Source organism: Alcaligenes sp. GW821-FHT11D07 (assembly GCF_058808495.1).
This window is the reverse complement of sequence record NZ_JBXART010000004.1, coordinates 112,730-130,361: the sequence shown is the minus strand read 5'-3', so window position 1 is coordinate 130,361 and position 17,632 is coordinate 112,730. Positions and strand designations below refer to the sequence as shown.

General features: G+C 57.8%; 14 protein-coding genes. 5 read left to right on the top strand and 9 right to left on the bottom strand.

Features of this window, described 5'->3' with window-relative positions; all coding sequences use genetic code 11:
• Positions 1 to 6 precede the first annotated feature (6 nt).
• Positions 7 to 2,211, bottom strand: coding sequence for a thiamine pyrophosphate-dependent enzyme (locus tag AC1RSM_RS17345; protein ID WP_492933820.1), 2,205 nt, complete (start codon positions 2,209 to 2,211; stop codon positions 7 to 9).
• Between the two features lie 253 nt (positions 2,212 to 2,464).
• On the opposite strand from AC1RSM_RS17345, the gene AC1RSM_RS17340 reads away from it, so the two are divergent.
• Positions 2,465 to 2,923 (top strand): MarR family winged helix-turn-helix transcriptional regulator, encoded by a 459-nt coding sequence (locus AC1RSM_RS17340; protein ID WP_226349102.1) that lies wholly within the window; start codon positions 2,465 to 2,467, stop codon positions 2,921 to 2,923.
• Positions 2,924 to 3,154: 231 nt separating this feature from the next.
• On the opposite strand, the gene AC1RSM_RS17335 is transcribed toward AC1RSM_RS17340, so the two are convergent.
• The gene (locus AC1RSM_RS17335; RefSeq protein ID WP_492933819.1) at positions 3,155 to 4,138 is read right to left on the bottom strand and encodes a Bug family tripartite tricarboxylate transporter substrate binding protein; all 984 of its coding nucleotides are present in this window, start codon (positions 4,136 to 4,138) and stop codon (positions 3,155 to 3,157) included.
• Positions 4,139 to 4,199: 61 nt separating this feature from the next.
• Entirely contained in the window at positions 4,200 to 5,795 is a 1,596-nt protein-coding gene (locus AC1RSM_RS17330; RefSeq protein WP_492934006.1) for a sulfatase-like hydrolase/transferase, read from the bottom strand.
• Positions 5,796 to 6,045: 250 nt separating this feature from the next.
• Here AC1RSM_RS17330 and AC1RSM_RS17325 point away from each other — a divergent pair, with 250 nt between their 5' ends.
• A complete protein-coding gene (locus AC1RSM_RS17325) occupies positions 6,046 to 6,786 on the top strand; it encodes an IclR family transcriptional regulator (protein ID WP_492933818.1) in 741 nt (246 codons plus the stop codon).
• A 40-nt stretch (positions 6,787 to 6,826) separates the two neighbouring features.
• Here AC1RSM_RS17325 and AC1RSM_RS17320 read toward each other — a convergent pair whose 3' ends face one another.
• On the bottom strand, positions 6,827 to 7,834 hold the full coding sequence (locus AC1RSM_RS17320) for a 5'-nucleotidase (protein ID WP_492934005.1): 1,008 nt from the start codon (positions 7,832 to 7,834) through the stop codon (positions 6,827 to 6,829).
• Positions 7,835 to 7,957: 123 nt separating this feature from the next.
• Between AC1RSM_RS17320 and AC1RSM_RS17315 the strand changes: the two genes are divergently transcribed.
• The 3 genes from AC1RSM_RS17315 to AC1RSM_RS17305 all read left to right on the top strand — a co-directional run bounded on the left by AC1RSM_RS17315 (position 7,958) and on the right by AC1RSM_RS17305 (position 11,459).
• Positions 7,958 to 8,656 carry a glutathione S-transferase family protein gene (locus tag AC1RSM_RS17315; RefSeq protein ID WP_492933817.1) on the top strand — a complete coding sequence of 233 codons (699 nt, stop codon included), beginning with the start codon at positions 7,958 to 7,960 and terminating at the stop codon, positions 8,654 to 8,656.
• Positions 8,657 to 8,740: 84 nt separating this feature from the next.
• Entirely contained in the window at positions 8,741 to 10,270 is a 1,530-nt protein-coding gene (locus tag AC1RSM_RS17310; RefSeq protein ID WP_492933816.1) for an MFS transporter, read from the top strand.
• A gap of 211 nt (positions 10,271 to 10,481) precedes the next feature.
• A complete protein-coding gene (locus AC1RSM_RS17305; RefSeq protein ID WP_492933815.1) occupies positions 10,482 to 11,459 on the top strand; it encodes a tripartite tricarboxylate transporter substrate binding protein BugD in 978 nt (325 codons plus the stop codon).
• A gap of 124 nt (positions 11,460 to 11,583) precedes the next feature.
• Here the strand turns inward: AC1RSM_RS17305 and AC1RSM_RS17300 are convergent, their stop codons facing one another.
• The 5 genes from AC1RSM_RS17300 to AC1RSM_RS17280 form a co-directional block, all read right to left on the bottom strand.
• Positions 11,584 to 12,720 carry a CobW family GTP-binding protein gene (locus tag AC1RSM_RS17300; protein ID WP_492933814.1) on the bottom strand — a complete coding sequence of 379 codons (1,137 nt, stop codon included), beginning with the start codon at positions 12,718 to 12,720 and terminating at the stop codon, positions 11,584 to 11,586.
• A gap of 68 nt (positions 12,721 to 12,788) precedes the next feature.
• Entirely contained in the window at positions 12,789 to 13,667 is an 879-nt protein-coding gene (locus tag AC1RSM_RS17295) for a phosphonopyruvate hydrolase (protein ID WP_492933813.1), read from the bottom strand.
• Positions 13,668 to 13,688: 21 nt separating this feature from the next.
• Positions 13,689 to 14,915: a pyridoxal phosphate-dependent aminotransferase gene (locus AC1RSM_RS17290; protein WP_492933812.1), complete on the bottom strand. Its 1,227-nt coding sequence runs from the start codon at positions 14,913 to 14,915 to the stop codon at positions 13,689 to 13,691.
• The gene (locus AC1RSM_RS17285; RefSeq protein ID WP_492933811.1) at positions 14,912 to 16,570 is read right to left on the bottom strand and encodes an ABC transporter permease; all 1,659 of its coding nucleotides are present in this window, start codon (positions 16,568 to 16,570) and stop codon (positions 14,912 to 14,914) included. The genes AC1RSM_RS17290 and AC1RSM_RS17285 overlap by 4 nt, the downstream gene beginning before the upstream one ends.
• A complete protein-coding gene (locus tag AC1RSM_RS17280) occupies positions 16,567 to 17,631 on the bottom strand; it encodes an ABC transporter ATP-binding protein (protein ID WP_492933810.1) in 1,065 nt (354 codons plus the stop codon). Before AC1RSM_RS17280 ends, AC1RSM_RS17285 begins: the two co-directional genes overlap by 4 nt.
• Position 17,632: the final 1 nt, after the last annotated feature.

Sequence of the window (17,632 nt, the reverse complement as noted above, 5' to 3'; positions counted from 1 at the left end):
GGGTGCTTAAAAGGCCAGACGATCACGACGAGCAGCGTCACGACGCTGCAACCAGCCGATAAAGCCACGGCGGGTTTTTTCGCGGAACTTGTCCCAGCCTGTTGGGTTGCTGACCACCTGTGCACGGTAGAACGACGGGCACAGAATCGCGGCGTGGGAAACCTCGCCACACAGGCCACAACCGACACAACTGTTCATGACGCTGGCGACCGGGTCTTGACGCAGGGCGTCAGGATTGGGGCGAATCGACAGCGAGGGGCAACCGGACAAACGGATGCAGGAGTGATCACCCGTACATGTGTCGGGGTCCACACCAAAGCGCTCGCGCACCACACGTTCACCCGCCGCAACCGCTTTGCGAACCTGGCCTTTTTCACGACGCTGGCGGTTCAACATACATTCGCTTTGCGCCACCAGAACCTTGGGACCTTTTTCCTTGGTCGTCAGGGCTTCGCGCAAGGACTTGGTCATCGCTTTCAGGTCGTAGGTGTTACGAACCATATGCAACCACTCGACACCAACACCGCGTGCGGCTTTTTCGATCAAGTGGCCCGTGCTGCGTGTCTCGTTCTTGGCTTTGGAGGACAGAATATCCTGACCGCCCGTGGCCGCCGTGTAGCTGTTGTCGATCACAATGGTCAGGTTATCGCTGCGGTTAAACACCGAGTTAGCAATACCGCTGGTCAAGCCGTTGTGCCAGAAGCCACCGTCACCCATTACCGAAATGGCGCGCTTGTCCGAATCCACGTTCAAGGCCGCAGAACCTGCGCCACCCAGACCGTAACCCATGGTGGTGTTACCCAGGTTGAAGGGCGGCAAGATGGAGAACAGGTGACAGCCAATGTCGGCCGACACGTGGTGTTCGCCCAGCTCGCGTTCCACCATCTTGAGTGCCGTGAAAATGGGGCGCTCTGGACAGCCTGTACAAAAGCCGGGGGGACGCGCATGGACGTTCTCATCCAGGCTGCCCAAGGGTTTGACTTCAGCCGCTTCCACCAAGCTGGTTTCTGCTGCTTTGGGACGCTCCGCGGTTTCCACTTTCATGGGGATCACGCGGGGTTTGCGGGCTGGCAGGGGTTCGATGCGCTCGTACTTTTCCATGAAGGCACGCAGGCCTTTCAACATGGTGGCGGTGTTGTATTCACCGGCCAGGGGCAGCAGATCCTTGCCATGCAAGGTCACGTCCACATTGTGACGACGCACGATGTCGGAAATGTTCTGTTCCACAAAGTTGGGCTGACCTTCTTCCAGCACCAGCACAGCACGCTTGCCTTCACAAAAGCGCACAATTTCGGACTCGATCAGCGGGTAGGCCACGTTCATGACGTACATGGGCACTTTGGATTCGCCAAACACGTCGGCCATATCCAGGTGCTCCAACGCACGGATCACCGTGTTGTAGCCACCGCCCTGAACGATCAGGCCCACATCATCGGTGCCATCAGCGAAGTATTCATTCAGCTGACGCTCTTCGATGAACTTGACCGCGTTGGGCCAGCGCTGTTCGATCTTTTCTTTTTCGTGCAAGAAGCTGGCAGGCGGCAACACAATGCGATTGATATCGCGTGTGGGCTGCTCCATGGCTTCTTTAATGGTGAATTTGGCGCGGCGGTTATCGGAAGCCACAAACTGGCCATGTACGTGACAGGCGCGAATACGCAGCTGCAGCATGACCGGTGTGTTGGACGCTTCAGACAAATCAAAGCCGTCTTTGACCGCTTGCACAATACAGGGCAGGTTCGGGCGCGGGTCCAGCATCCACATTTGCGATTTCATGGCAAAAGCGTGGCTACGCTCCTGCATGATGGACGAGCCTTCGCCGTAGTCTTCACCCACAATAATCAGCGCACCGCCCTTGACCCCACCGGAGGCCAGGTTAGCCAGCGCGTCCGAAGCCACGTTGGTACCGACGGTTGCTTTAAAGGTGATGGCGCCACGCAGCGGGTAGTTGACCGAGGCAGCCAGCGTGGCTGCAGCGGTTGCTTCGCTGGCACTGTTTTCAAAACGGATTCCGTTCTCTTGCAAGATGTCTTGGGCATCGGCCAGCACGTCCATCAAGTGCGAGATAGGCGCACCCTGGTAACCGGCCACGTAGGACACGCCCGATTCCAGCAAGGCTTTGGTCACCGCCAAGATGCCTTCGCCACTGAAAACGTCTCCATCCCCCAAGCGCAGCTTTTTGACTTCTTCGACAAACGATCGCTCAGCCATTTTTCTTTCCTTACTTACCGCTCATTGTGAACATAGTATTTATTTTCATCGGAATATGTTTATATCTCAACATATCCATTCTCATGGTTTTCCCTAGTAAAGTAGGCAAATTATTTGCGACACGCGAGCGGACAGCTTGGTTATAGTGAGCCCTGTTGCCGCCGCGCGGGGCCGTCAACCATGACTGCCGGCCCCTGCCTCAAGCCTATGAAGCCTCGTGGCACCCACTAGCCTGTAACGACAATAACGCACCATGAGCCCCACCGAACACGACACTGTATTTGTCGAAAACTACCTGCCCGCCTTGCTTGCCCAGGCCAGCCAGTTAATCTCTGCCGAGTTTCACGAAGTTGTTCTGAGCAACGGTTTGTCCATTTCCGAATGGCGTGTCCTGTCTACCCTGTCGGGTGCGGGCGAGGTCAGCATTGGTCACTTGGCGCGTATTGCCACGACCAAGCAACCTACCGTGACTCGCTTGCTGGACCGGCTGGAAAAACAGGGCTTGCTGCGCCGTGTTGCCCACGATGTGGATCGCCGCATTACGCTGGTGCGCATCACCGAAGAAGGCCAAACCTTGATTTCCGGTCTGATCGCCAAGGCCCGCTTGCACGAGCAAGAAGTGGTGCAACGCTTGCAACCCTTGGACGTCGGTGCGCTTAAAACCACCTTGCGGCGGCTGATCTCCGAACAGCACGACTACAACGAGCAGTAAAACGCAGCCGGGCACGCCACACTATCCGTTCAAACCCTGCGTAGACAGGGCCGAAGCGTAGCGGGTGCCGTTGTGCTGCACTCATGGCAAAAATTGAAAGCCCCCACGAGCGCCAGCCTAAATCGGGCAGGGGGAGCTCTTGCCGGCCGCAATCCATTGCCACAAACAGATCCATGAAGCCTTGCTCCCGCCTGCGATCAGGCCACAGGCGGGGTATACAGAATTCAGACTTTATTCAGGCTGAATACCCAAAGTCGGGATCAGCTCGGAATAGACTTTGGAGTCATTCTGAACGCGCTCCAGCGTTTGAGCCGGAGTGGTGAAGAACTGGGCCAGTCCGCGGCTCTTGAAAGCGGCCTGCATCTCGGGCGTCTTCAAGGCGGCATCCACCTGTTCCTGAATTTCCTTGACGGTGTCATCAGGCGTTGTGCCCGGTGCGAACAAGGCGAAGGTGGTGGTTGGAATGCTATTGGCATGGCCCCCCGCTTCTTGCACCGTAGGAATATTAGGCAGCAGCTCCGTACGCTTGTCCGCGCCAACCGCCAAAATCCGCACCTTGCCGCCATTGACGTGCTGCGAAGCCAAGATACCACCCACCAGCATGGCGTCTGTCTCACCCCCCAAAATAGCGTTGGTGGCCGGGGCCATGCCCTTGTAGGGGATGTAGGTAAAGTCCACCCCTTCTTCACGCGCCAGCAGGCCCATGCCCAGATGAGTCACGTGACCGCGCCCGCCTGTGCCCACATTGGTATCACCATTGGCCTTCTTGGCTTGGGCGATGAACTCTTTGTAATCCTTAGCTGGATAGTCATTGCGCACCAGCAAGTACAAGTTCACACCGGCCACCGTGGTGACGGGCTTCAAGTCCGTTTCCCACTTATAGGGCAGGGTGCTGTAGAGCATGGGATTGGTGGACACCGCCAAACTGTCCACCATCAACAAAGCTGCGCCGTCTCCCTTGGCTTTGGTGATATTGTCGGTACCGATAATTGAATTGGCACCGGGGCGGTTTTCAATTACGAACACCTTGCCGGTGGCCTTGTTCAGGTGCACGCCCAAGTCACGGGCCAGAATATCGGGCTCAGTGCCGGGAGGATAGGGCACCACAATACGCACCTGATCCGTGCTGGGCCAGGCCGCTTGGGCCATCATCGGGGCCAAGGCTCCCACGCCTGCCAACAACAGGGCCAGCGTCGTGTTTTTTAGCTGCTTCATTGTCCACTCCTTATCGTTATTGATTGCGGCCAGCCACCCTCAGGCGCCTCCCGCACCGCTTTTACCATCGTCCAATCAAGATATTCATCATGCGCTCGTGCGCATTGGTACGATTTTCTACTGCTGCCCAGCTTTCGCTGGCACGTCCTTTCAAGGTGTCATGCCAGTCCAGCAGGCCTTCTTTCATGCGCCGGCAAACCGCCTCACGCGCCGGGTCTGCGCCCAGGTCATGCAGCTCGTCGGGGTCCTGCTTCAAATCAAATAATTGTGGCCGGTAGCCTTGCCAGTGTATGTATTTATACCCGGCATCACGCAACATCAGGCCACGGCATTCTTCAACCCCTCTGCCCAGCAGGTGGCGCGCCTCCCGGTAGGCATAGTCCAGACTGGCTACCGTGTACTCCCGCCCCCAGTCAGATTGACCGTGCAGCAAGGGAAGCAAGGAGCGTCCTTCCACCCGGTGCTCGTGAGCAGGCAGTTGCAAGGCGTCCAGAATGGTTGGGGTGACGTCCACGCATTCCACAAAGGCATCGCTGCCCTGGCCGCGTGTGACATCTGCACAGGCACGAGGGTCCACCACGATCAAGGGCACACGTATGGCGTTTTCAAAGAAATATTCTTTCTCGCCTAACCAGTGATCGCCCAGCAAATCTCCGTGGTCAGAACTAAAGACAATCAAGGTGTCTTTCAGGCGATCTTGCTGTTCCAGCATGTCCAGCAAACGGCCAACTTCATCATCAATTTGCTGGACCAGCCCCATATAAACAGGTTTGATGCTGCGCCAGACTTCATCTTTAGCGAAGGACTGGGATTCTTCATGCTGCTGGTACGCAGCATGAACCGGATGGGCATTGTGGCGTTCGTGCTCGGCTCGCAGCGGAGCACAGGCATCCTCGGCCCCAAAGCGGTCGTGATAGGGAGCAGGGGCTTTATAGGGCCAATGCGGTTTGATGTAGGACAGGTGCAGCACCCAGGGTTCCGCGCCCTTGGCGGTAATGAAATCCATGGCTCGCTGCGTAAAATAAGCCGTTTCAGAGTCCTGCGCTTTGACCCGCGCCGGCAAACTGGCGTTACGCATATACCAGCCGGAGGCAAACGTGCCCTGATCATCCAGGCTGCCGATCACATAGTCTTCCCAAGGGCGCTCGCTGTCATAGCCTTTGGCCTGCAGATACTGCCGGTACTCACTGTCCGGCCCCATCTCAAAGTGGCCGTCGTAGCGCTCGATCGCCGTAAAGCCGCCTTGCCAGAAGCGCTCTGCCGCCTCGGGCTGGACCTGAAAGCGGCCAGCTTTGGCCCCGGCAGGATCAGGGACGTGATGGGTCTTGCCCAGCAAATAGCAGTCCCGGCCCGCCTGGGCCAGATAGTCGCCCAGATACTGTTCGTCGATAGGGTGGGGAACACGGTTCCAGGTGACCCGGTGCGACAAGGGATAACGACCGGTGTAATAGGAAGCACGCGACGGGCCACAGACCGCGGAATTCACATAGGCCCGATCAAAGCGCATACCCATGGCCGCCAGGCGGTCCAGATTCGGGGTACGCAGCACCCCGCCCGGCGCATAACAGGACAGATGGTCCGCGCGCAGTTGATCACACATGATGAACAACACATTCTTGATGCCAGAGGGCACCTGACTGGACTCAGCCTGCTCCATGTCCGCCTCGATAAAGGCCGGACTGGGCAAGCGCTTGGCCCGGCTCAAAAACAGAACGCTCAAAACCGATAAATGCATGATGAGCGGATGAATGTCTCTGATTATTACCGCAGTCTGAGAATAATTTCTGAATAATCCGAAGGTTTAGGTATAAACCAGTAGGTCGAAGCAATGCCCGCTGTTGCGCTCCACTGACAGCCCAGAGCGTGGTTAGAATAGAGAACCAACAACTCCGTTTCTACGAGGGCACATGAATAGTCTAAGACGCATGCTGCAAATTCTGGACTTATACGGTGCACATACGCCGGTCCTGGATGTGGAGACCATCTGCGAGCGGCTAAGTTACCCGCCCGCGACCACCTATCGATACTTAAAAGAACTATGTAATAGCGGCTTGTTGATACGCAGTCCCGACGGCTACGCCCCTGGACCGCGCTTTATAGAAATGGATTTACTGATCCGCGAATTTGATCCGCTGGTTAGCCGCTGCCGCCCCTTGCTGCGCTCTTTGGTGGAGCAAACCGGGCTGGATGTCTTGATCGGCCAGCAGTACGGCGAACGCATCCTGACCACCCACCAGGAAACGGGCCCGAACCGCTTTGACCTGCTGTTTGGCCGTGGTCGCACGATGGATATGTTTCGCAGCTCCACCGCCCGCATCGTGACGGCCTATCTGCCTACCCGTCACCTGCGCCGCCTGTACGAAAAAAACCAGGAGATCGATTACGTTCAGCAATTGGGCAAGGAATGGCCTACGTTCTCGACCCATATGCAGGAACTACGCCGGGCAGGCTATTGCATCACCAAAGAACAGATCAACCCGGGCATTGCCGGTATTTCTGCTCCTATCTTTGACGATGCCAAACGTATCTTCGGCAGCCTGACCTTGCTGGGCAGTCTGGAACGCTTTGAAGCCATCAACCCGGATTCGCTGGCATCCTTGATACAGCCCGCCGCCCGTGCTGTCAGCCGTGCCCTGGCACAAACCTGATAAGACGGTGCCCCACGATAAAGCCGCCTCTGACTGACCCTCAGTTCGCGGCTTTGTCTTTGCTGCTACTTGCTGCCGGATCTATAGATGACGCCGCCCCGGTCTTAGCGGCTTGCGCTTGCGGATGATTCACCACCCCAAAGGGGATATGCACGGACGGCAAGGTCTGAGCGGTGGGAATCAAGTGCGTCGTCTGGTCATCAAAAAAGATATGGGGCTGCAATACTTCCAGCACCCGCCGTTTCTCAATACCGCCCAAGAAGAAGGCTTCATTAACCTCTATGCCCCAACTGCGCATGGTGTTGATGACACGCTCGTGGGCCGGGGCATTACGCGCCGTCACAATAGAAATACGCAAGCGCGGGACATAGCTGGAGTTTTGCGCCTGATGCTGCTGCTCAAGCTTCTGGATGTGGGCCAACTTCATCAAAAACGCCTGCAACAAGCCGGGATTATGCGGTTTTTGTACTAAACGCACTTCGTGCTCAAAAAACGCCGGCAAGCCGCCTTGCTGTTGAAACACGCGTTCCGACTCGTCATCGGCAATTACCCCGTCAAAGTCGAAAGCAACGCGTATGGGTTGGTCGTCATACGCGTCTTCATAAGAAGAATTCAGCACCTGTCCGGCGGGGTAGCCTTGCTGCACGGCCCGATGCACATCGTCCTGATTGGCCGACAGGAACAGGCTGATGGACAGGGGCTGGATGTAAGGGTTGGGATCGCCCCCTTGCAAAAATACCGCGCGGCTAATGCTCAGGCCGTGATGGCTGATGGAGTTCATCACGCGCAGGCCCGTATTGGGGTCATTGCGCGAGAGCAGCACCACTTCCACCAAGGGATCGTCGGGCGAGAGGTCGTTCAGGGCCAGCAATCGCCGGATGAAGGAAAAAGCCACACCCGGGCGCAGAGGCTCGTGTTCGCGTGCCAGTTGATAGTCGCGATAAGCCGCCTCGCCATGCTCCAGAAAAACCTGATGCGACTGGCTCAAATCAAACAAAGCGCTGGATGCCAATCCAATCACCAGCCGTTTTTCCAGGTCATAGGCCATAAACATCCCCACAATTCGGCAAAAAATCAGCATACCAAAGGTCCAGTGCAATCTGGCACTACCCAATGTGAACAAAGCCTACTACAGTGCAAACACCACCACCATCATGAATCTCGTGCCGCCATGAAACCCAATAAGAGCTATACCCTGATTCTAGGCAACCCCCACTACTCGTCCTGGTCCCTGCGCCCCTGGCTATTAATGAGCCACCTGGGCATAGACTTTGAGACGCGCTGGTTCAACTTCGGCCCTCCCTTTAGCACCTTGGCATTTCATGAACTGGCCCCGGCTGGACAGGTGCCGGTTCTGCACACCGATGGGCAGATTATCTGGGACAGTCTGGCAATTACGGAGTATCTGGCTGAGCAGCATCCGGGCGTCTGGCCCATTGATCCCCTGGCTCGTGCCTGGGCCCGCAGTGCCAGTGCCGAGATGCACGCCAACTTTTCCAACCTGCGCAATTTGTGCCCCTTTGCGGTCGCCTTGCGCGCTCACCATCATCAGCACGACATGCGCTTGCAAGGAGAGCTGGAACGCCTGCAGATCCTGTGGCAAGAAGGGCTGGAGCGCTTTGGCGGACCCTTTCTGGCCGGCCGTTTCAGTGCAGTAGACGCGTTTTATGCCCCTGTCGTATTCCGTCTGCAAACCTATGGTTTGAAAATGGAACCGGCCTGTCAGGACTATGTGAACCGCTTGCTGGAACTGCCTGCCATGCAGCAATGGCATCAACTGGCCTGCCAGGATGCCTGGCGCGACCCGGACCACGAAGCTGAAATTTTACGTGTGGCTGATATACATCTGGATTTACGCCAGCCTGCCTAGCCACGGCGATTTGCCATGTCAGTGCAAGCACGAAAGAGTATCCTTGATGGTCCCGAATGAACCCGCTGTCAAGGATTGCGCCGCATGGGCGATACGTACTTTCGCACTACACACTACCATTTCCCCGATCTGGACCCTCAGGCGCAGGACGCCTATATAGGCTCACTTAGCGCACAAGCGCGAGCCAATACGGCCTGTTTACGCTTTGATGTATTGCGCAAAGACCAGCCCCCTGAACAGTGGGTTCTGCACGAAAGCTGGCGCGAGCCGCAAAGCTGCCAGGACTTTCACGCCAGCGCCCCCGCCCAGGCTTTGCAAAAAGCACGGATCGAACCCGGCCTGGCTTCCCCCTCTGCTCAAACGGACACCACCAAACCAGTGACAAGTACTACCCGCCCGGCGGGCAAAAAAACCAAATGGGACCCCTACGTCTGGATCAGTATCGCCATGTGTATCGGGGTGATGGGCACAGCCTTGGCCAGCCCGCTCTATCCCCTCTACCAGGACCGCTGGGAACTGAACGCCAGCCATATCACCCAGCTGTACGTGGCGTATATGGCGGCCGGATTGACCGGGCTGCTGTTCTTGGGCCGCCTGAGCGACATCAAAGGCTTTATGCCGGTGCTGCGCACCGGCCTGATTCTGGTTACCAGCGGCGTGACGCTATCGGCCTTTGCCTGGGACGTGGGCAGCTTTCTGTTCAGCCGCCTCATGATAGGGATGGCCTCCAGCATGATTGTGACCTCCGCCTCCATTGGCCTGGGGCAGGTCAATCGTGGGGGGGACGTACAGCGTGCCGCCGCCACCACTTCGCTGATGCTGGCCTTTGGCTTTGGCCTGGGCCCGGTCGTCGGTGGCCTGATTGCGCAGTGGATGCCTAAGCCTTTGTTCTCCAGCTATGTCCCGTCCATGTTGCTGGGCGTGCTGGCCATTTATGCCCTGTTCCAGATCAAGCCCCCCGCAGGCAAACAACCCGCTCCCCTGGAAAAAGCCAGCTGGCGCACCTGGATGCCCCGCCTGACCCTGCCTGCCAGCCACCTGCGCCGCCCCTATCTGGTTGGCTGTCTGTCGGCCTGTTGCGCCTTTGCCATGTTCAGCCTGTTTGCCTCTCTGGCACCCAGCTTCATGGCGCAAATGGTGCCGTGGCACGGCCCGGCAACCAGCGGATTTTCTATTGGCATAATCTTGTTCCTGTCCTCGGGCTTTCAGCTGCTGATCCGCCGCTGGCCGGCCAAACGCAGTGTCGTGGTTGGCCTGCTGTCCTTCACCCTGGCCTGTATGGCCCTGCTGGTGAACTTGTGGGCCAGCTCCTCGCTGCTGTTTATTGTCTGCGTGCTGCTGACCGCCTTTGGCCACGGCCTGTGCATGTACGGTGGCATGTCGGTGGTGCAGAAAGTCTCGCCCCCGCACCAGCGTGCAGGTCTGACCTCTACTTACCTCATCACCGGCTATCTGGGTGCCATTCTGCCCATTTTGGGACTGGGCTGGCTGGCCGACCACCTGGGTCTGGACCAAGGTTTGATGATCTTTTGCGGTCTGATTATTGTGGCCAGCCTGAGCGTTTCCTTTATCGCCTATCTGACTCCTGTTCAGAACACGGCACCGGCTAACTAAGCCTGGGGTCCGGCCCCGCGCCGGACCCGTATACCCTGATCTACAGGTGTATACCCCTACGATTTTTTCGGCTCCTACTAGGGTTAGACCTGAAAAAGAAAAGCCACCAGCCTCAGTAGAATAAGCCCACTCCCTTACGCTTACGTTATATCTAGCGACCGGGCCAAACGCATCTCCCACAAGAATAAGTGATCCTTATCAAGGAGGCATCATGGCTGTTGCATTGAACAAGCTGGTGTTAAGTCTGGGCGCGGTATTTGCCTGCGCTGGCGCCGTACAGGCTGCTGGCTACCCAGAACAACCCATCAATATGGTTGTCCCTTTTGCCGCAGGCGGCCCGACCGACAACGTGGCGCGCGCACTGGCCGAAGCCATGCGCCCGGTGCTGGGTCAAACCATTGTGGTTGAAAACAAGGGTGGGGCAGGTGGCTCCATTGGTACCGCCCAAGTGGCCCGTGCCAAACCGGATGGCTACAACGTGCTGCTGATGCACATCGGCTTTTCAACCGCGCCCTCGCTGTATAAAAAACCGGGCTACGACGCCATCAACGGCATGTCTCCAATTGGCCTGGTGGTCGATGTCCCCATGACCATCATTGCCCGCGAAGACTTCGCGCCCAACAACATCCAGGAACTGGTTCAGTACCTGAAAGACAATCAGGACAAAGTGTCACTGGCCAATGCCGGGATTGGCGCAGCCAGCCACCTGTGCGGCACCATGCTGACTGAAGCGCTGGGCATCGAGCTGCTAACCGTGCCCTACAAAGGCACCGCGCCGGCCATTGCAGACCTGATGGGCAAGCAGGTGGACCTGATGTGCGACCAAACCACCAACACCACCCAGCAGATCAAATCGGGCAAAGTAAAGGTGTACGCCGTAACCAGCCCACAACGCGTCCCTACTCTCCCGGACGTACCCACCATGCAGGAATCCGGCTTCAAGGATTTTGAAGTTGGTATTTGGCACGGCATGTGGGCACCCAAAGACACACCCCAGCCCGTCGTGGATACCTTGGTGAAAGCGCTGCAAACCGGCATGGCCGACAAGGACTTCCAAAGCCGTATGGCGACCCTGGGCGCGACCGTCATGGACAAAGAAGCGAACCCGGCTGCCTTGCAAGCCAAAGTCGAACAGCAAGTGCCCCAATGGGCCACCTTGTTTAAGAAAGTGGGCGTAGAGCCCCAATAACAGTTGTCAGCCTGAAGGCTTTAAAAAGGACGCTTCGGCGTCCTTTTTTTCGATCTGTGTGTGAGGCGATGCAGGAGTTATCACCCCTGCAAATAGCCCCCACTGGCTGCAACAAGGCTAAAACTTATTCGGACACCCTGCGCACCGCAGCATCCAGACACTGCAAACGCGCCCACAACTCGCCCTCATCAATATCCTGCGTAATCAGAACCATACGGCCTTGTTGGTCCGGCCAAGGCCATTGCGAAGCAGATTGCCAGGGGTAGAGCTGATGCTGGACGGCGTGAATAATCTGCGGCTGCGCCATGCCTTGCACCGCCAGCACCGCTTTCAAACGCAGCAAGCGTTCGCCCGCCCACTGGCACAACGCCAGCAGCCAAGCCTGCAGCGGCTCAGCATCCAAAGGCTGGGACAGCACGACGCTGCATGCACGTATCGAGGGGCCGTGACGGTTCAGGTCATGGGCCTCATCGGCAGGGTGCTCATGGCTGTCGCCTTGCCCTTGAACATGAACTTGCACCTGATCCTGATCGTCATTCACGCTGTGGCTGTGGCTGTGGCTGTGGCTGTGATCAGCATGCTGTTCTGAGCGCTCGAAAGCCTCCAGGCTCCACGCCCGTTTTTGCTCAGTTTGCGCACCCAAACCCAACAAGAAGGGAGCCAGGGGCTGTGTGCCGGACAAAACCTGCTGCACCGCCAAAGGATTCAATTCACTCAAGCGCCGGCGCAGGGTGCGTTCCTGCGCGGCGTCTACCCGGTCGCGCTTGCTCAACAAGAGCAGATCCGCCACGGCCACCTGCCGCTGGGCTTCGCCATGGCGCGCCAAGGTCGCCAGCCCGTTTTCCAGATCCACCACCGTCACCACCCCATCCAGCGTGTATTTACCAGCCAGTTGGGGTTCGTTCAGCAGGGTATGCAAAATGGGGGCAGGATTGGCCAGCCCCGTCGTCTCAATCAATACCCGGCGAAACTGGCGCTGACCCGCCCGCGAAAAGCGCCAGATAATGTCGCGCAAGGTCTGCACCAGATCACGCCGTATGGTGCAGCACAAACAGCCGCTGCCCATGGCCTCAATCACATTTTCCTGGCTATGCGCCACCAGATGATGGTCCAGCGCCGTCTGCCCAAATTCATTGATGATGACCAAAGTGTCTGCCATCTGCGCTTCTTGCAGGGCACGATTGATCAGGGTCGTTTTGCCACTGCCCAGAAAGCCGGTCAACAGCGTGACCGGGATAGGGCGTTGTGCAGGCTGGGGCATCGCAGTCATCCGGCTAAAAGCCCGCCATCGGGCCGTCAGCCATTATACGAAGCCCCACGCTGCCACTTCTAGCGCAGGAATCGGGCCTCGATCTGACGCATATGGGCATCGCCTTGCAAACCAATAATGGTTTTGACGGAGGGCAGACCCGCATCCACGTTTTGAATACCGCCATCCTGACGAATTTGGGCAAACACCGCCTGCATGGCACCGACGGCCGCACGAATGGCGTGATTGCCGTAAATCACCACACCCACCTTGCCCAACTGCGCAATATCAGCCTCCGTCAGCTGGGGGTAGGCCGTTGGCACCAACACCAAAGGCACCTTGCCTGTCCAAGCCTGGACAAAAGACAGGATCTGGTCTGGTGTGGCTTGTTTGGAGTGAATCAAAATGGCGTCCGCACCCGCTTGCTCGTAGGCCAACCCACGCTTTAAGGCTTCTTCTTGGCCAAGGCCAGCTATCAAGGCTTCCACCCGCGCAATAATCAGAAAATCAGGGTCACGGCGTGCCGCGCAGGCCGCCTCAATCTTGCCCTGAAACTCCTCAATGCGTACCAGTTCCTGACGACCATCCGCCCGCAGGCTGGTGTCTTTGGGGAAGGTTTTATCCTCCATCACAATCGCACTGGCGCCCGCCGCTTCGTACTGCGGTATGACATAGCTGACATTCACTGCATTACCAAAACCGGTATCAATGTCGGCAATCAAGGGGATATCCACGGTCGAGGCAATGGCCCGCATCATCTCCAGGTGCGTTCCCATCGACAGAATATTGGCATCGGGAACCGCATAACTGGCGGACAACTCAAAACCGCTACCCCATATGGCCCCAAAGCCCGCATCCTGGGCCAGACGAGCGGCCAGCGGATTATGTGCGGCCATTGCCGTCATCAAACGCCCTTGGGAGAAAGCCTCTCGCAAGACCTGATTTTTTGTACTGTTCACACTGTTTCTCCTGAAAGGGGCTTAGCTCAGCCGAGCAATGGCCTGAGCAATGCGGCTCATCGCATCTTCCAGCTCCTGATCGCTGGAGGCATAAGACACTCGGAAGTGACCAGGTAACTCGAAGGCGGAACCGGGCACCACCGCCACCCCTACGCTGCGCAGGAAGTACATGCACAGATCCTTGTCCGTGCTGATCAACTGACCGGCAGGGTCTCGCAAACCCAATACGCCTTGGCAACTAGGGAACACGTAAAACGCCCCCATGGGCAGATCGCATTCAATACCCGGCATGGCGTTGAGCGCGGCCACCACCATGTCACGGCGACGGCGGAACGCTTCTACAAACTCGGGCAGAAAATCCATGGGACCATCCAGCGCGGCCACTGCCGCCGCCTGACTGATGGAGCTGGTGTGGGAAGTGGCTTGCGACTGCACCAGATTCATGGCCTTGATCAAGTGCAGGGGGCCCGCTGCAAAACCCACGCGCCAACCCGTCATCGCATAGGCCTTGGAGACACCATTGATCGTCAAGGTGCGGGCTGCCATTTGCGGGGACAAGGCGGCAGGCGTTGCAAAGGGCTCGTCGCTATAACGGATTTTTTCGTACACATCATCGGCCATCACCCACACATGTGGGTGACGCAACAGCACTTGCTCCAGCGCCTCCAGCTCCTGACGTGAATACACCGCGCCACTAGGATTGGAAGGGGAATTGAGCATCAGCCATTTGGTACGGGGCGTAATGGCACGTTCCAGCTGATCGGCTTGCAACTTGAAACCGGCTTGCGCACTGCAACGCACAATGACCGGCTGGCCACCGGCCAGCAACACCATTTCAGGGTAAGACACCCAGGCGGGGGTGGGGATGATGACCTCGTCACCTTCCTGCACCGTGGCCTGCAAGGCGTTATACAGAGCCTGTTTGGCGCCACAACCCACCTGAATCTGATCGGGGCTGAAGTGCAGGCCATTGTCACGCTCGAACTTGCGCACGACCGCTTCACGCAACGCCAAGGTGCCGGCCACTTCGGTATAGCGGGACTCATTGCGATCAATCGCTTCTTTGGCTGCCTGACGCACATGCTCGGGGGTCGCAAAATCCGGCTCGCCCTGACTTAAGGTAATGACCGACTGCCCCTGTTGCCGCATTTGATTGGCCAGACGCGTCATCTCCTTGGTGGCCGATGCCTTGGCTCCCAACACGCGCTGGGCCAGCGCGATCTCTTCCTGACATTGCACAGAGCTCATTGTGTCCATCCTACTTTTACTTTGAAAATGAAACGGGTCAGCAGCAGCGGCAAAAAGATCGCCATCAAGAGCACCAGGCTATAAGCACTGGCCTGCGCCAAGCGCCCACTGTCCACCAACTGAAAAACCTCGATCGGCAGGGTGCTCATCCCGCCAAAATACAGAACCACCGTGGCCGATAACTCCGACAGCGTCGTGATCCACATCAGCACCGTGGCTGCAATCACCGCAGGCCACACCACTGGCAGCACGACTCGCGCAAAAGTTGGCATTGGGGCCACGCCTAAGCTGATGGAGGCCTCCTCAATGGAATTGCGCAAATTGTGCAAAGGTCCCATGGCCGCCCGCACACTGGTGGGCACCCGGCGCAAGAAGTAGGCCAGCGCCATAATTGCCCAGCTCCCGGTCAGCACCAGCCAGCCGCTGTTGAACACATTAATCAGCGCAATGCCCAGCACCGTGCCGGCAATCGTCAAAGGCAACATGACCAGCACATCCAGCCCGGCAGTAAGACCAGAAGGGCGTTTTACGATCAGATAGGCAGCCAGGATGGAGAACACGGCACCGGCACTGGTGGCTGCCGCACCCAGCAGCAAAGAGTTGTACAAAGGCCCGGGAGCCTGCACCAGCGCTTGCTGCATGTGGTTTAAGGTAAAGCCGCCATACTTGAGCACTGGCCCGATAGAGGGCGTGAACGCGGTGACAATCACCACCAGCACGGGCAGTACCGACAAGACAATCAAGATCGTCACCAAAGTGGCACACACGCCTGCTTGCCAGGCTCGCAAAGGGACTCGTTCCGGAGCTCGTCCGGACTCCATTTGGTAGGTGCGTCGAGCCACAACCCACTTTTGGATCAGCAACAAGGCCAAGCCCAGGAACACCAACAAAGAGGCCATCGTGGTCTGCATTTGCGGGTTGCCGCCCATCTCGCTGACAAACTCGTTATAGGTCTTGACCGCCAGCACCGGGGTGCGGGCTCCCAGAATGGCCGGCACGCCGAAATCCCCGATGACATGCATAAAAACCAGCACCGCCGCACCGCACAAGGCCGGCACCATCAGGGGAAAAGTCACTGTGCGCAAGGTACGCCCTGGGGAGCTACCCAGGCTCAGGCCCGCCTCCTCCAAGTTACGGTCCATGGACTTCAAACCCACCAGCACGGCCACGTAGGCGTACACGTAGTTGTTCAAGGTCATCACAAACACCAGACCCCACCAGGAATACAAGGAGGGCAGCTCGAACCCGAAGGGAGCCAGCACGCTATTGAGCACACCTTGTTTACCCAGCACCACAATCCAGGCCGCGGCCACCACCACATCTGGAATAACCAGCGTCAACAGGGGCAAGACACCCAGGCAGGCGGCCAATGGAAAGGAAAAACGGGCTGCTGCCAGGGCCAGACCGGCTCCCAGCACCAGACTGAGCAGCGTTACCGCGCCCCCCAGCCACAAGGTGTTGAACAGACTTTCCCGATACGCCGGTTCCGAGAAAAACTGCAGGTAACCGTGCAAACCAAACTGACCTTCCTTGTTGAACAGGGAACTGGTCAGCATGGACAAGACCGGCCACAACAAAAAGTAGCCCAGCAAGGCTAATGCCCCTAAAGCCAGCATCAGCCAGGCTGGATCGCGTCGCAAAGAACCCAGCATCATGTCCGCTCCACCAAAAGAGCCGACTCGGGGACACGCAATACCACCGCGTCACCCCGTTCCCAGGTCTGACTGGCACCGGTATTCCACACCACGGCTTTCAGGAAACCAAAACCCGTGCGCAATTGGTAGGCCGTACTGGGGCCGCGGTAATCCACATGCTCGATGCGCGCTGCAATGTCGCCTTCGCCCAGCGGGCGCGACGCCTCCACACCCAAGGTTTCTGGCCGTACTGCCAACATCGTTTGTTCAGAAAATTGCCCGGCAGACTGGATGCGCACAATGCAGCCCGACGTCCGGAAACGACGGCAGCCATCAGCCGCCTGACTGAGCTCCTCCTGAACCTCGATCAGATTGGCACCCCCCACAAAGTCAGCCACAAAGCTGTTGTCCGGGCAGCGGTAAATCTGCTTCGGCGTTCCAACCTGACGTACACAACCCCGGTCCATGACGGCGATGTAGTCGGACACGCTCAGCGCTTCTTCCTGGTCATGCGTGACAAACACGGTGGTAATACCCGCTTCCTGCTGCAAGTCCCGCAGCATCTCGCGCAGGTCTGTGCGCAACTTCGCATCCAGGGCGGACAAAGGCTCATCCAGCAAGAGCAAGTCAGGCTTAATGACCAAGGCACGTGCCATGGCCACCCGCTGTCGCTGCCCACCGGACAAGGCAGAAGGCAAGGCATCCGCTTTGTCCTTCAAACCCACGCGCTCCAGCATTTCCAGAGCGGGGCTACGAGCTTGACTGCGGGACAGGCCACGCGCCAGCAAGCCGTAGCTGACGTTATCCAGCACGCTGCGGTCCGGAAACAGTGCGTAATCCTGAAACACCATGCCCACATTGCGTTTGTGCACGGGCACTCGTGTCATATCTTTCTGGCCGAACAGCACCTTGCCGTGGTCAGGACGTACGAAACCGGCCAACATGCGCAGCAAGGTTGTCTTGCCACAGCCCGAGGGGCCCAGCAGGGTAAACAGCGAGCCGCTGGGAATATCCAGACTCAAGCCATGAAACAAGGTCTGGGAGCCGTAGCTTTGCTCAATGCCTGATAAATGTATCTGCATA